Genomic DNA, 13276 nt, shown 5'->3' with positions numbered 1-13276 from the left:
CCCCGGAGGGCTTGAGCTGTGACTACCAGAGAACATGACTCTTCTGTCTATGAACAGGTGCAGGCCAGCAGTGAGTTCCAGGAGCTGAGGCGGCGCTTCAGGGCGTGGACCTTCCCGATGACCGCGGCGTTCCTGGCCTGGTACCTGCTGTACGTGGTCCTGTCGGGCTGGGCGCGCGACTTCATGGGCATCAAGGTCCTTGGCAACATCAACATCGCGCTCATCTTCGGACTGCTCCAGTTCGTCTCGACCTTCTGGATCGCGTGGGCCTACGCCAGGCACATGGAGAAGAAGCTCGACCCCATCTCCGACAAGCTCCGCCACGAGGTCGAGGAGAAGGCCAAGTGACTCTCTCCGCCGTCCTCTTCCTCGTCTTCGTCGTCGCGACGCTGGGCATCACCTTCTGGGCCAGCCGTCAGACGAAGACCGCCGCCGACTACTACGCGGGCGGCCGCTCCTTCACCGGCTTCCAGAACGGCCTGGCGATCGGCGGCGACTACATGTCGGCCGCCTCGTTCCTCGGCATCGCGGGCATCATCGCGCTGTCGGGCTACGACGGCTTCCTCTACTCCATCGGCTTCCTGGTGGCCTGGCTGGTGGCGCTGCTGCTGGTGGCCGAGCTGATGCGTAACTCGGGCAAGTTCACGATGGCCGACGTGCTGGCCTTCAGGATGAGCCCGCGCCCCGTCCGCACCGCGGCGGGCGTCTCCACGATCGTGGTGAGCATCTTCTACCTGCTGGCCCAGATGGTCGGCGCGGGCGCGCTGGTCGGCCTGCTGCTCGGCGTCACCGACCCGGCCCAGAAGAACCTGGTCATCGTCGGCGTCGGCGTCCTCATGATCATCTATGTGGTCGTGGGCGGCATGAAGGGCACCACCTGGGTGCAGATCGTCAAGGCGGTCCTGCTGATGGGCGGCGCGGCCCTGGTCACGCTGCTGGTGCTGGGCAAGTTCGGCTTCAACCTGTCGGCCCTGCTCGGCGACGCCGCCACGCAGAGTGGCAAGGGCGAGGCCTTCCTCAAGCCTGGTCAGAAGTACGGCACCGAGGCGCAGGGCCTGGCCGGCAAGCTCGACCTGATCAGCCTCGGCCTCGCGCTCGTCCTCGGCACGGCGGGCCTGCCGCACATCCTCATCCGCTTCTACACCGTGCCCACCGCCAAGGACGCCCGCAAGTCGGTGCTGTGGGGCATCGGCATCATCGGCACCTTCTACCTGCTGACCCTCGTCCTCGGCTTCGGCGCCGCCGCCGTGGTCGGGACGAAGGCCATCACCGCGGGGGACAAGGCGGGCAACACCGCGGCTCCCATGCTGGCCCAGCAGATCGGCGAGGACATCTTCGGCCCCATCGGCGGCACGATCCTGCTGGCTCTCATCGGCGCCGTCGCCTTCGCCACCATCCTGGCGGTGGTCGCAGGGCTCACCCTCGCCTCCTCCTCCAGCTTCGCCCACGACCTGTACGCCCACGTGTTCAGACGCGGCACCGCCAGCGAGCGCCAGGAGGTCGTGGTCGCCAAGGTGTCGGCGTTCGTCATCGGCGCGGCCTCCATCGGCCTCGGCATCCTGGCCCAGGGGCAGAACGTCGCCTTCCTGGTGGCGCTGGCCTTCGCGGTGGCGGCCTCCGGCAACCTGCCCGCGATCCTCTACAGCCTGTTCTGGAAGAGGTTCAACACCGTGGGGGCGGTGTCGGCCATCTACGGAGGACTGGTCTCCGCGCTCATCCTGGTGATCTTCTCGCCCGTGGTGTCGGGCTCGGCGACCGCGCTGTTCAAGGACGCCAACTTCGCCTGGTTCCCGCTGTCGAACCCGGGCCTGATCTCCATCCCCGTCGGCTTCTTCTGCGGCTGGCTCGGCACCGTGCTGAGCAAGGAGTACAACGCCGCCAAGTACGCCGAGATCGAGGTCCGCTCGCTGACCGGTGTCGGCGCCGAGCAGGCAGTCAAGCACTGACCGTCGCCGCCTCGAAGGGCCGGGCTCACCGCGAGCCCGGCCCTTTCGCGTATGTCAGCGCGAGGCCCGCTCGAGCAGCGCCAGCTCGTCGGCCCCGAGCTTCAGGTGGACGGCGTCGAGCAGCGGCTTGAGCTGCTCGGCGTTTCGCGCGCTGGAGATCGGCGCGGCGACGGTCGGCTGGGCCAGCAGCCAGGACAGCGCGACCGTGGCCTGCTCGACGCCCCTGCCCGCGGCGACCGTGGCCAGCGCCTCCAGGACTCGGGGTCCGCGCTCGGTCTCGAGGTACTCCGCCGCCTTTCCCGCGCGCGGGCTGTCGACGGCGGCGCCGCCGGCGTACTTGCCGGTCAGGAAGCCGCGGGCCAGGCCGAAGTACGGCGTGCTCGACAGCCCCTCACGGGCCACCACCTCGCGCAGCTCGCCCTCGTAGCCGCGCTCGACGAGGTTGTAGGGCTGCTGGAGCGCCATGTAGCGGGCCATGCCCTCGTCGTCGGAGATGCGCAGCGCCTCGGCCAGCCGTGCCGCGCCGTAGTTGGAGGCGCCGAGGTAGCGCACCTTGCCCTCGCGCACCAGCGCGTCGAAGGCGGCCAGCGAGTCGGCCAGCGGCGTGTCCCGGTCGTCGACGTGCGCCCAGTACAGGTCGATGCGGTCGGTGCGCAGGCGGCGCAGGGAGTTCTCCACGGCGGTGCGGATCGTGGAGGGCGACAGGCCCTCGAGGCCGGCCAGCATGCCGACCTTGGTGGCCAGGACGATCGAGTCGCGGTTGCCGCGCTCGGCCATCCACTCGCCGATGACGATCTCCGAGGTGGACTCTCCCGTAGCCCAGCTCGGGTACACGTCGGCGGTGTCGATGAAGTTGCCGCCGGCCTCGACGTAGGCGTCGAGCACGGCGAAGGAGGCCTCACGGTCGGCGGTCCAGCCGAAGGTGTTGGTGCCCAGGCACAAAGGGAACACGGACAGAGCCGTGGTGCTGATCGATCTCATCCGGCTATTATGCGCGGGTCTCATAAGGAGGCCCGATGGCGGCCAGGGTCCTGGCGGCGGGCGGCGTGCTCGCACTGGTCGTGGCGGTCGCGGTCGTCCTGCTCCTGAACAACGGCGGCCGGCAGGAGCGCGGCCCGCTGAACCGCGACGTCCCCGTCGAACGCGACGCGGAGCCCGCCGTCACCGAGCGGCGGCTCGACGCCCGGCGGATGGAGCTGACGATCGAGTCGGCGGCGCTCGGCGCCACCACCAGGGTCAGGCTGCTGCTGCCCAAGGGGTGGTCGCGCGAGGCCGACCGCACCTGGCCCGTGCTGTGGCTGCTGCACGGAGGGTTCGACAGCTACACCTCGTGGACCTCGAGGACCGACGTCGACGATCTCACCGAGGACACCGGCGTCATCGTGGTCATGCCCGACGGCGGCAGGTGCGGCAGCTACTCCGACTGGTGGAACGGCGGCAGCGGCGGCCCGCCCCGCTGGGCGACCTACCACCTCAAGGAGCTGCTGCCGCTGCTGGAGACGCGCTACAGGGCGGGCGGGCGGCGCGCCGTGGCCGGCTACTCGATGGGCGGGCAGGGGGCGATGCTCTACGCCGCCGAGGGCCACTTCCAGGCGGCGGCCTCCTTCAGCGGGGCCGTCCACATCCTGGCGCCAGGGGTGCCGCAGGCGGTCATGGCGGGCACCACGTTCGGCTGCCCCGGCACCGACTGGAAGCGCGTCTGGGGCGACCCCGACGAGCAGCGCGCGGTCTGGCGCGCGCACAACCCCTACGACCAGGCCGAACGGCTCAGGGGCGTCCGCCTGGTCGTCGCCTCGGGGACGGCCGAGCTGTGGGAGGACCCCGCCGAGCACCTGGCGGGAAAGGCGGGCAGGGCCTTCGCCGCCAGGCTCGGCGAGCTGGGCATCGAAGTGGAGACGCACTTCTACAGGGGCAGGCACGACCACGCCCACTGGCAGAAGGAGCTACGCCGCGCCTACCCCACGCTGATGCGCGCTATCGGTGCTCGGTGAGGCTCAGCGCGCGCGGGGTGAGCCACCACACCGCGACACCGGCGACCAGCATCAGCGCCGCTCCCGCGGCCCCCGTGACCGCGAGCGAATCGGTGAAGGCGGTCTGCGCCTGCCGGGCCAGCTCGGCCCCCGCGGCTCCCGCCTCCCGCGCCGCCTCCAGCGCCGAGCCCAGGGACTCCTCGACGGCCTGCGCGGGCATGCCCTCGGGAACCGTCAGCCGCGACCGGTAGAAGGCGGTGGCGAGGCTGCCGAGCACCGCGACGCCGAGCGTGCCGCCCAGCTCGTAGCTCGTCTCCTCGATGGCGGCCGCGCTGCCCGCCTTCTCGGGCGGTGAGCCCGCCATGATCACCGCCGACGCGATGGCCAGCGAGCCCATGCCCGCTCCGACCAGCAGCAGCGCCAGCGCGACCGCGCCGTAGCCGAGCGGGCTCGGCGCGACGAACAGCACCAGGAAGCCCGCCCCGGCCACCAGCAGGCCGCCCGCCAGCACGGTGCGCGCGCCGATCCTGGCCGCCAGCGCGGGCGCCAGCGGCGACAGCACGAAGGCGCCGAACGCGGTCGGCAGCATCCGCACGCCGGTCTCCAGCGGAGAGTAGCCCTGCACCAGCTGCATCCACTGCGCCAGCAGCAGCATCATCGCGGCCATGGCGATCGAGGTGGTCAGCGCGGCGACCGTGCCCGCGCTGAAGGACGGGCTGCCGAACAGACGGATCTCCAGCAGCGGATCCTTCCTGGTCAGGCAGCGCCTGACGAACCAGCCCAGCAGGACGGCCGCCGAGGCCAGCGCGACCCAGCCGCCCGCGTCGCCGGCGTGCTTGACGCCGTAGACGAGGGCGACCATGCCGGCGATCGACAGCAGGGTGCCGAGCGCGTCCCAACGGCCGGGGTTCGGGTTGCGCGACTCGGGCAGCAGCATCAGCCCCGCCACGATCGCGAGGGCCATCACGGGCACGTTCACCAGGAACGCGGCGTGCCAGCTGAACGCCTCCAGCAGCAGCCCGCCCAGGATCGGGCCCAGCGCGGCGCCGAGGGCGGCCATCGCCGACCAGATGCCGAGCGCGGTGGCCCGCTCCCTGGGGTCGGTGAACAGGGTGCGGATCATGGAGAGCGTGGACGGCATGATCATCGCGCCGCCCACGCCGAGCAGCGCCCTGAGCGCGATGAGGGCGGCGGGATCCCTCGCCCACACCACCGCCACCGAGGCCGCGCCGAACAGCGCGAAGCCGCTGATCAGCATCTTCCTGCGACCCCACCGGTCGCCCAGCGCGCTCACCGTGACGAGCAGGCCTGAGACCGCCAGCGAGTAGGCGTCGACCATCCACAGCAGCTCGATCGCGTCGGGCCGCAGGTCCTCGGAGATGGAGGGCAGCGCCACGTTGAGGATCGTCATGTCCATGACCACGAGCAGCAGGCTCACCGACAGGACGGCCAGCGCCGCCCACCGCCGCCTGCGGCTCAACAGGCCGCCGTCCTGCAGCTGGGTCATCGGCCCATGCCCTTGAGGAAGGTGTCGACGAGCAGGCCGGTCGCGTCCCTTCTGGCCACGTCACCCCTGCGCAGGCTCTCCCTCACCGCGACCAGCAGGCCGTACACCGCGTTGCCCACCCACCGCACCGGCAGCTCGGCGCGCAGCACGCCGGCCCGCTGGGCGGCGGCGAACAGCGCCATCTCGCGCCCCTCCAGCTCCTCGAGCTTGCGCAGCAGATCGGGGTCGACCTCCATGGCGGGGTCGGTGAGCGCGAAACCGTGCTCGTCGGCCATGTCCACGAGGTTGACGAGCAGGTCGCGCAGCGTGGCGGCCAGCCGCGCGGGGTCGCTCTCCTGGGCGGCTGAGGTGAGGTCGAGCGCGTCCTGCACCTGCTCCCAGCGCTCCAGCGCCCGCCTGCCGAGGGCGACGAGCAGGTCGTCGCGGCTGGAGAAGTGGCGGTGGAGGGTGGCCCTGCTGACCCCCGCCGCCTCGGCCAGCTCGGCCATGGAGGCGGTGGGGTGGGAGTTGAGGTGGTGGATCGCCGCCGTGACGATCTGCTCGGCGGTCACTGCCATGATACTTCCCCGTATCTTTTGCGACATATATGTCTCAAACCATACACGAGTTTCTCATAACGGTGATCTCCCCTTGGCGGCAGGTCCTGCACGGCGAGGCCCCGGCTATCGTTCGGCTGTGGACCAGACCTCACCGCACCCCGACGAGCCAGGCCCACCCGCCAAGGAGTTCGCAGGAGGCGACTCCCGCACGCGGATCCTCGACGCGGCGGAGGAGCTGTTCGCGGGTGGCGGCTACGCCGCGACGCCCACCTCGCTGATCGCCAAGCTGGCCAAGGTCCCCAAGGGGCTGCTGTTCCACTACTTCCCCCGCAAGATCGACGTCCTGGTCGCCCTGGTCGACGAGCGGACGCTGGTGGAGGAGGGGCGTGAGGTCGAGGCGGTGCCGGGGGACGCGGCCCGCACGCTGTCCAGGCTCGCCAGGCGGCTGCCGCTGAGGGCCTCGCCCGCGATGCGGCGCATCCTGTTCAGGGAGGCCGACACGCACGGCTCGGTGCGCGAGCGGCTGGGGCGGCTGAACGGTGAGCTGATCGGGCGCTCCAGGTTCGCGCTGGAGCTGGCGCTGCCCGGGGCCAGGGGCGACAGGGCGCGGCTGGAGGTGGCCGCGGCGACCTTCGCCGCGGTGCTGCTCTACCAGGAGAACCTCTGCCAGCTCACCGGACACCAGATCGACGCCGACGCCGTGGCCGACCTCATCGCCCACTCGCTCGCCTGACCGCCCCGCCCCCTCGCTAACCGCCGAGGTGCGGAGCGCGCGCGGCGGAGGAGCCGTCCCTGATCAGCTCGCCCGTCAGATTGCCGTTGGCGCCCGAGCCCAGGAACACCACGATCCTGGCCACGTCGTCGGCGTCGGAGAGCCTGCGGGTGGGCGTCGCGGCGGTCAGCGCCTCGACGACGAACTCCGGGACGGGCGGGCGGCTCTCGGTCAGGGTGAAGCCGGGCGCCACGACGTTGACCAGGATCCCGTCCCTGCCTCCGTTCCATGCGAGGCTGCGGGCGAGCCCGTACAGGCCCGACTTCGCGGTGCCGTACGGGCCCGGCCCCGGCAGGCCCTCCTCCGCGACACCCGAGGAGATCAGCACGATGCGGCCCCAGCCCTTGGCGCGCATGCCGGGAAGGACCGCGCTGACGGAGGCGGCGGCCCCTACCAGGTTGGCGTTGATCATCGCCTCCCACTCCTTCAGCGGCACGTCCTCGAACCGGACGCCCGGCTCGGGCGGTGCGTCACCGCCCCAGCGGACGGCGTTGGCCACCAGGACCTCGACGTCGCCCCAGTGTCCGGCGACGGCCTCGACTGCCCTGGCGACGCTCGGCAGGTCCTCGAGATCGAGCCGCACGACGTACGCCTGCCCGCCCGCGGCCTCCACCTCGGCCGCCACCTTCTCGGCCTTGTCCCTGCTGCTCCTGTAGGTGATCGCCACCCGGGCGCCCTCGCGTCCGAAGGCGCGGGCGGTCGCCGCCCCGATGCCGCTCGACGCGCCGGTGACCAGGACCACGCGATCCCTGAGTTCGGTGTCCACGCTGATTCCTCTCAACTTCAGATGATCTGAGACAGAAATCAATATAGAATCAGATGGTTTCAAGTCAAGATGATTTGCTGTTGCTATCATGGCGTCATGACCGCCGCCTCCGCCGCCGAAGACTCGCCAGGCAGCTGGCTGCACGAGGACCTGCACTGGTCGTTCGCCAGGTTGAAGCAGGGCCTGTCCACCGCCGAGAGCGCGGTGGTCAGGGAGCACGGGATGAGCCTGTGGGGCTACACGGTGCTGATGGCGATCGTCGAGGCCCCTGCCCGCACCCAGCTCGCCCTCGCCCAGGCGGTGTCGGTCGACAAGAGCAAGCTGGTGATCATCCTCGACGAGCTCGAGGGCGCTGGGCTGGTCGTGCGCAGGCCTGATCCCGCGGACCGCAGGGCGCGCATCATCGAGGTCACACCCGAGGGCGGCCGGGCGCTCAAGGCCGCCAGAGGCGACATGGAGGCGATCGAGGAGCGGCTCCTGGGCGGCCTCGACACCCAGGAGCGGGCCGTGCTGAGGAAGGCGCTGCGCCATCTCGTCGGCGCGCCCATCCTGGCGATCGAGGACGGCAGGCAGGCCGAGAGCGCCTGCCCTCCCTCAGGCCCCTAGACCGGCGCGAGATCCCTGGTGAGGAAGGTGAGCTCGTCCATCGCCGTGCGCAGGTGGTGCATCAGCCGCCACACGTCGTCCACGCGATCGGGGCAGGCCACGACGCCGAAGTCGAGCACGCCGTCGTAGGAGAAGCAGGTGATGTTGACCCCGCCGCTCAGATCCGTCAGCACCGACAGCGGGTAGTACGACAGCACCCGCCCTCCGCACAGGTACAGGGGGAACTGCGGCCCTGGCACGTTGCTGATGATCAGATTGATCGGCGGGAACGCCACCGAGGCCAGCCTGAAGACCGCGGGGGTCAGCGCGGAGACCGGCGAGGGCAGCATCGCGCACAGCTCGTGGAGCCAGGTCGCGGGAGACATCGCGAACCTGCGCTTGGCGGTGCTCATCGCCTCGGCCGTCGCCCTCAGCCGCTCGCCGGTGTCGGCGACGTGCGTGGCCATCGGAATGATCATGGCCGAGATCTGGTTGCCCGCGCAGTCTCGCGCGCTGGCCGTGCGCACCGCCACCGGCACCGCGGCGATCAGCGGCTGGTCGGGCAGCGCGCCGCGCTCGTCGAGCCAGGCGCGCAGCGCCGACGCGCACAGCGCCATGACGATGTCGTTGACGCTCATCCCGTAGCTCTTGGCGACGTGCTTGACCTCCTTCAGCGGCACCGAGCCGTAGGCGAACCTGCGCTCGGCGCTGATCGGCCCGTTGAACGGGGTGTGCGGGACGGCCAGCGAGGGCAGGTCGGGCCTGGAGCGCTCGTCGCCCGTGACGAAGCGGGCCGCCCTGGCGATCAGCCTGGAGCCAGGCAGCGTGGCCACCACGGGGATCGCGTCGAGGTCACCTGCCGCCCTGGCCAGCGAGCGCACCGCCCGCGCCGGGTGTGTCACCGTGCGCACGGCGGCGCCCGCCAGCATGTCGAGCACGTGCGGGGCCCTCGGGCGGCGGGCACGAGGGCGGCTCCACCGAGCGCGGCTCGGGGGAGAGGTCGAGCAGCGCGGCCAGTGTCTCGGCGCCCGAGACGCCGTCGATGGCCGCGTGGTGGACCTTGGTGTAGACCGCGACCCTGCCGCCGGACAGCCCGGTGATCAGGTGCATCTCCCACAGCGGATGATCGCGGTTCAGGTGCCGCGCGTGCAGCCGGGCGACGGTATCGGCCAACTGGGTGTCCTCGCCCGGCGCCTCGAGCTCGGTCTCGAACAGGTGGTTGTCGATGGAGAAGTCGGGATCGGGCGCCCAGTAGGGATGGTCGAGCCCGAACGGCACCTCCGTCACCCGCAGGCTCAGCGCAGGAGACAGGTGCATCCGCTCCAGCAGCAGGGCCGCCAGACGCTCACGCGTGATCGTGCCCGACGGTGCGCAGCTCGGGTCGAGGACGGCCACACCCGCGACGTGCGCGGCGGTCGTGGCGGACTCGGCGCTCAGGAACTGCGCGTCGAGCGCGGTCAGCTGCGTCATGGGACCTCCCTTTCCGCGGTGGTGTCATGGTGACCCGCCAGGATTGCGAGTACGTTTCTGCGAGAGTCTTTCAGATGAATTCCAGAGCGCTTCCCAAGATTTCGGCTGACTTTTATGATGGTGCAGCTCAGCCATCCGAAGTGATAATTCCCTATCCCCGGGTAACCGTGATCGGGTGTCTGACCACGGCGTCGAAGTGGTATCCGAAGGGGTGGCGCGCGGTACGCGGGGGCTGTCCCGCGCCGGTCTCGTCGAGGGCTCTGGCGAGCAGGACGTGCGGCCCCACCTGGCGCGGGGTCCAGGCGACGCTCCAGGTCAGCCAGGCTTCGCGCCGGGGACCCCGGCGCTCGGCCGGGTGCCAGGTCGCTCCGTTGTCGGCGCTCACCTCGACGTGCCCGACGCGCCCGTTGCCTGACCACGACCTGCCGCGCAGCACGTGCCGCCGCCCCGCCTCGAGCACGGCCGGCCACGGCAGTTCGAAGGCGCTTTTCACCGTCATGGTCGTCACGCCGGGGTAAAAGAGAGTGTTCCACGGCGTGAACAACTCCGTGGTCGAGACCTCGAGGTCGCCCAGCCATTTCACCGAGGCGATTCCCGCCCACCCGGGAACGATGAGACGCGCGGGAAAGCCGTGGTCCACGGGAAGCGGCTCGCCGTTCATCTCGTAGGCGACCAGGACATCGTCCAGCGCCTTGCGCACCGGGATCGGACGGCGCACATGCCCGAGGTTCTCGCCCTCGTGGACGTAGGGCGCGTCGAGCCCGGTGGCCAGCACGTCCACGGCGCCGTCCCTGAGCCCCGCCATGGTCAGCAGGTCCCTGAGTAGCACGCCCCGCCAGCGCGCCACCCCGACCGCGCCGAGACCCCACTGGATGCCGGGGGCGGGCTCGTGCTGCTGGATGTCGTAGAAGCGGCGGGCGTTGCCCGCGCACTCCAGCGTCACGTCCACGCTGCGGGCGGGCATCGCGCGCAGCTGCCGGTAGCCCACCTCGACGGCGCGGCGCAGCCCTGGGCCGTGCAGGAGCAGACGCCAGGTGGCCGCGTCGACGCGGGGGGTCGCGGTGTGGTTGCGGACGAAGAAGCGGTCGTTGGGCGTGTGGTATCCCTGACCCGCCATCGCCTCCCAGCGCGTTTCGGCGTTGCCGTCGTGGAGGGTGAACAGGTGGGAGGGCAGGGGTTTGACGATGGACTCGGTGGCCAGCCTCATGTATTCCCTATTCCCTACCAGTTAACTCTCTAATCGTGGTCAGCGCACCGCCACCAGGATCACGTCGTCGCCCATCTGCCAGACCGGCCCCACCTCGCCGAACCCTGCCTCCCGCAGCAGCTCACGATGGGTCCGCAGCGGCAGGTGATGGTCGCCGCCGTGCGCGCCGAGCCTGCGCCCGCGCTCGGCGACCAGGTCGGCCAGCGCGGGTTCGGCCTCGACCGCGCGCCACCACGCCGACCAGTCCTCGCCCCCCGCCGTCATGGTGCGGCGCAGCGCCGCGGCCAGCGTGGCGACGGCCGGCTGCTCCTCCAGGACGTTGTCGGCGTTGACCAGCACCCCTCCAGGTCGCAGCAGCCCTCCCAGCTCCGCGTAGAGCGCGCCCAGCTGCTCCTTCGGCAGGTAGTGCAGGGCGGTGGTGGACACCACCGCGTCGACCTTGCGGTCGAGGCCGAGCGCGGCCGTCCAGCCGGGGGAGCGCAGGTCGGCGTCCACCAGACGGGAGATCTCCGGGTAGCCCGCCCTGCCGAGGGCCAGCAGCAGCGGGTCGACGTCCACGCCCACGACCTCGGCCGACGGCAGGCGCCGCGCCAGCCGTACCGACAGCGAGCCGGGGCCGCAGCCGACGTCGAGCACCAGGGGAGAGCCTGGCACCGCCTGGGCCACCACCTCCCCGATCGCGGCGAAGCGCGCCTCCCGATCGGCGACATAACGCTCCTGCTGGGCGTCCCAGCGCTCCAGCCACACCTGGGCGAGCTCGGGTGTCATGACGATCCCCTCAAGTGGAAATGGTTTTCACTTTCGGGGAGCAGTCTAACGGCCGAAGAAGGCCAGCAGGCGCTCGAGCGGCCAGGTGTTGATCACGTCGTCGCCGGTCAGCCAGGCCCGCTGGGCGATGCCGATGCCGAAGCGCTGGTTGTCCAGGTGGGGGATGGCGTGGGAGTCACTGTCGATGGAGAACTTCACCCCGTGGTGCCTGGCCAGCCTGACCAGGTCGGAGGGCAGGTCGGAGCGGTCGGGGTAGGAGTCGATCTCCATCGCGGTGCCGGTGCGGGCCGCGGCGCGGAAGACGGCCTCCCAGTCGGCGTCGACAGAGGGACGCTTGCCGATCTTGCGGGTGGTGGGGTGGCCGATGATGTCGACGTGAGGGTTCTCGCAGGCGGCGATGAAGCGCCTGGTCATCTCCTCGCGCGACTGCGTGAAGTGCGAGTGGACCGAGGCCACGCACACGTCGAACCCCTTCAGCACCTCGCCCGGCCAGTCGACCGACCCGTCGGGGGCGATGTTGAGCTCGGTGCCGTGCAGCAGCCGCATGTCAGGGTATTTCCGCTGCAGCTCCAGCAGGGCGCCGCGCTGGTCGAGGGCCTTGTCGAGGGTCATGCGCTGCATCGCCAGATCGGGCGCGTGGTCGGTGACCGCGTAGTAGGAGTAGCCGCGCGCGTGCGCCGCCGCCACCATGTCCTCCAGCGAGGCGATGCCGTCGGTCAGGTTGGTGTGGGTGTGGAGGTCGCCGCGCAGGTCGCCGAGCGTGACCAGGGTGGGCAGCTCGCCGCGCAGCGCGGCCCGCACCTCGCCGCCGTCCTCGCGCATGGCGGGCGGCACCCACTGCATGCCGAGCGCGGCGTAGATCTCCTCCTCGGTCCGCGAGGCGATCACCCGCTCGCCCTCGAACAGGCCGTACTCCGACAGCTTCCAGCCCTTCTTCACCGCCATCTCGCGGATGGTGACGTTGTGCTCCTTGGAGCCGGTGAAGTAGATCTGCGCCGCGCCCCACGACTCGGCGGGAACCCTGCGCAGGTCGACCTGCATGCCGCTGGTCGTGCGGATCGAGGTCTTCTTCTCGCCCGCCGCGATCACCTCGGCGACGTACGGCTGCGCCCTGAACTCCTCCATGATCGACTCGGGCGCCACGGCGAGGATGTCGATGTCGCCGATCGTGTCCTTCATCCGCCTGAGCGATCCCGCGTAGGCCAGCCGCTCGGCGCTCAGCGACGCCATGACGGTCTCGGCCAGCGACATCGCCACCCCGATGTGCGCCCTGCGGCCCGACTGCTCCAGCTGCTGGACGCCCTTCACCAGGTTGGCGAGGGTCTTGGGGCCGAGGCCCTTGACGCCGTCGAGCCTGCCCGCGGCGATCGCCTCGGCCAGCCCGGCGGGGGAGTCGATGCCGAACTCCTCGAACAGCATGATGGCCGTCTTCGGGCCCAGCGACGGCACGCGGGTCAGCCTCCGCACGCCGTCGGGCACCCTGCCGCGCAACGCGTCGAGCTGGCGGAAGCTGCCCCGCTGGAGGAACTCCTCCATCTTCAGCGCGATCGCCTCGCCCACCCCCGGCACGCTGCGCACGTCGACCTGAGAGATGTCCTCGGGGAAGCCGGCGATCGCCTTGGCCGCCTTCTGATAGCTGCGCACCCTGAAGGCGTCGCCGCCCGTGAGAGCGAACAACTCCGAATATTCCTGAAGGGCGGCGGCCGCCTCGTCGTTTGCCCGTGCCATGGGGCCAGCGTAGGGGAA

The 13276-nt window shown here is 70.9% G+C and carries 13 protein-coding genes and 1 pseudogene; 5 read left to right on the top strand and 9 right to left on the bottom strand.

The annotated features are described in order from the left end of the window. Positions 1–57: 57 nt before the first annotated feature. On the top strand, positions 58–348 hold the full coding sequence (locus FHR33_RS10340) for a DUF485 domain-containing protein (protein ID WP_312895454.1): 291 nt from the start codon (positions 58–60) through the stop codon (positions 346–348). Beyond that, positions 345–1946: a monocarboxylic acid transporter gene (locus FHR33_RS10335; protein WP_183645737.1), complete on the top strand. Its 1602-nt coding sequence runs from the start codon at positions 345–347 to the stop codon at positions 1944–1946. Before FHR33_RS10340 ends, FHR33_RS10335 begins: the two co-directional genes overlap by 4 nt. Before the next feature lie 54 nt (positions 1947–2000). Here FHR33_RS10335 and FHR33_RS10330 read toward each other — a convergent pair whose 3' ends face one another. Further along, the gene (locus tag FHR33_RS10330; protein ID WP_183645736.1) at positions 2001–2927 is read right to left on the bottom strand and encodes an aldo/keto reductase; all 927 of its coding nucleotides are present in this window, start codon (positions 2925–2927) and stop codon (positions 2001–2003) included. Between the two features lie 35 nt (positions 2928–2962). On the opposite strand from FHR33_RS10330, the gene FHR33_RS10325 reads away from it, so the two are divergent. Beyond that, the gene (locus FHR33_RS10325) at positions 2963–3937 is read left to right on the top strand and encodes an alpha/beta hydrolase (RefSeq protein ID WP_183645735.1); all 975 of its coding nucleotides are present in this window, start codon (positions 2963–2965) and stop codon (positions 3935–3937) included. Here FHR33_RS10325 and FHR33_RS10320 read toward each other — a convergent pair. Beyond that, a complete protein-coding gene (locus tag FHR33_RS10320) occupies positions 3921–5423 on the bottom strand; it encodes an MFS transporter (RefSeq protein WP_183645734.1) in 1503 nt (500 codons plus the stop codon). The genes FHR33_RS10325 and FHR33_RS10320 overlap by 17 nt on opposite strands. Then, the gene (locus FHR33_RS10315) at positions 5420–5980 is read right to left on the bottom strand and encodes a TetR/AcrR family transcriptional regulator (protein WP_183645733.1); all 561 of its coding nucleotides are present in this window, start codon (positions 5978–5980) and stop codon (positions 5420–5422) included. Before FHR33_RS10315 ends, FHR33_RS10320 begins: the two co-directional genes overlap by 4 nt. Before the next feature lie 118 nt (positions 5981–6098). On the opposite strand from FHR33_RS10315, the gene FHR33_RS10310 reads away from it, so the two are divergent. After that, the gene (locus tag FHR33_RS10310; protein ID WP_183645732.1) at positions 6099–6695 is read left to right on the top strand and encodes a TetR/AcrR family transcriptional regulator; all 597 of its coding nucleotides are present in this window, start codon (positions 6099–6101) and stop codon (positions 6693–6695) included. A 16-nt stretch (positions 6696–6711) separates the two neighbouring features. Here the strand turns inward: FHR33_RS10310 and FHR33_RS10305 are convergent, their stop codons facing one another. After that, positions 6712–7500 (bottom strand): SDR family NAD(P)-dependent oxidoreductase, encoded by a 789-nt coding sequence (locus FHR33_RS10305; RefSeq protein WP_183645731.1) that lies wholly within the window; start codon positions 7498–7500, stop codon positions 6712–6714. A 96-nt stretch (positions 7501–7596) separates the two neighbouring features. Between FHR33_RS10305 and FHR33_RS10300 the strand changes: the two genes are divergently transcribed. Continuing rightward, on the top strand, positions 7597–8106 hold the full coding sequence (locus FHR33_RS10300) for a MarR family winged helix-turn-helix transcriptional regulator (protein ID WP_183645730.1): 510 nt from the start codon (positions 7597–7599) through the stop codon (positions 8104–8106). On the opposite strand, the gene FHR33_RS50035 is transcribed toward FHR33_RS10300, so the two are convergent. From FHR33_RS50035 to polX, 5 genes and pseudogenes are all read right to left on the bottom strand, one after another. After that, complete coding sequence (locus FHR33_RS50035; protein WP_246452688.1) at positions 8103–8552, bottom strand: WSD1 family O-acyltransferase; 450 nt, start codon at positions 8550–8552, stop codon at positions 8103–8105. The two genes, FHR33_RS10300 and FHR33_RS50035, sit on opposite strands and share 4 nt — an antisense overlap. A 210-nt stretch (positions 8553–8762) precedes the next feature. Continuing rightward, a pseudogene (locus FHR33_RS50030) lies at positions 8763–9555 on the bottom strand (wax ester/triacylglycerol synthase domain-containing protein); the annotation flags it as partial. Between the two features lie 151 nt (positions 9556–9706). After that, the gene (locus FHR33_RS10290) at positions 9707–10762 is read right to left on the bottom strand and encodes a sulfite oxidase (RefSeq protein WP_183645729.1); all 1056 of its coding nucleotides are present in this window, start codon (positions 10760–10762) and stop codon (positions 9707–9709) included. 39 nt (positions 10763–10801) lie between these two features. Then, positions 10802–11530, bottom strand: a complete 729-nt coding sequence (locus FHR33_RS10285) for a class I SAM-dependent methyltransferase (RefSeq protein WP_183645728.1) — start codon at positions 11528–11530, stop codon at positions 10802–10804. A 45-nt stretch (positions 11531–11575) separates the two neighbouring features. Then, positions 11576–13258, bottom strand: a complete 1683-nt coding sequence (polX, locus tag FHR33_RS10280) for a DNA polymerase/3'-5' exonuclease PolX (protein WP_183645727.1) — start codon at positions 13256–13258, stop codon at positions 11576–11578. Positions 13259–13276: the final 18 nt, after the last annotated feature.

Source organism: Nonomuraea dietziae, from assembly GCF_014195505.1.
In the GTDB taxonomy this organism is placed as follows: domain Bacteria; phylum Actinomycetota; class Actinomycetes; order Streptosporangiales; family Streptosporangiaceae; genus Nonomuraea; species Nonomuraea roseola.
The sequence above is the reverse complement of the archived record's forward strand: the minus strand, read 5'-3'. Positions and strand labels throughout refer to the sequence as shown.

Excerpts from the sequence above, each read along its gene's own strand:
- polX (WP_183645727.1), bottom strand. The coding sequence starts at position 13,258 with ATGGCACGGGCAAACGACGAGGCGGCCGCCGCCCTTCAGGAATATTCG.
- FHR33_RS10315 (WP_183645733.1), bottom strand. The coding sequence starts at position 5,980 with ATGGCAGTGACCGCCGAGCAGATCGTCACGGCGGCGATCCACCACCTC.
- FHR33_RS10330 (WP_183645736.1), bottom strand. The coding sequence starts at position 2,927 with ATGAGATCGATCAGCACCACGGCTCTGTCCGTGTTCCCTTTGTGCCTG.
- FHR33_RS50035 (WP_246452688.1), bottom strand. The coding sequence starts at position 8,552 with ATGGCCACGCACGTCGCCGACACCGGCGAGCGGCTGAGGGCGACGGCC.
- FHR33_RS10290 (WP_183645729.1), bottom strand. The coding sequence starts at position 10,762 with ATGAGGCTGGCCACCGAGTCCATCGTCAAACCCCTGCCCTCCCACCTG.
- FHR33_RS10320 (WP_183645734.1), bottom strand. The coding sequence starts at position 5,423 with ATGACCCAGCTGCAGGACGGCGGCCTGTTGAGCCGCAGGCGGCGGTGG.
- FHR33_RS10285 (WP_183645728.1), bottom strand. The coding sequence starts at position 11,530 with ATGACACCCGAGCTCGCCCAGGTGTGGCTGGAGCGCTGGGACGCCCAG.
- FHR33_RS10300 (WP_183645730.1), top strand. The coding sequence starts at position 7,597 with ATGACCGCCGCCTCCGCCGCCGAAGACTCGCCAGGCAGCTGGCTGCAC.
- FHR33_RS10325 (WP_183645735.1), top strand. The coding sequence starts at position 2,963 with ATGGCGGCCAGGGTCCTGGCGGCGGGCGGCGTGCTCGCACTGGTCGTG.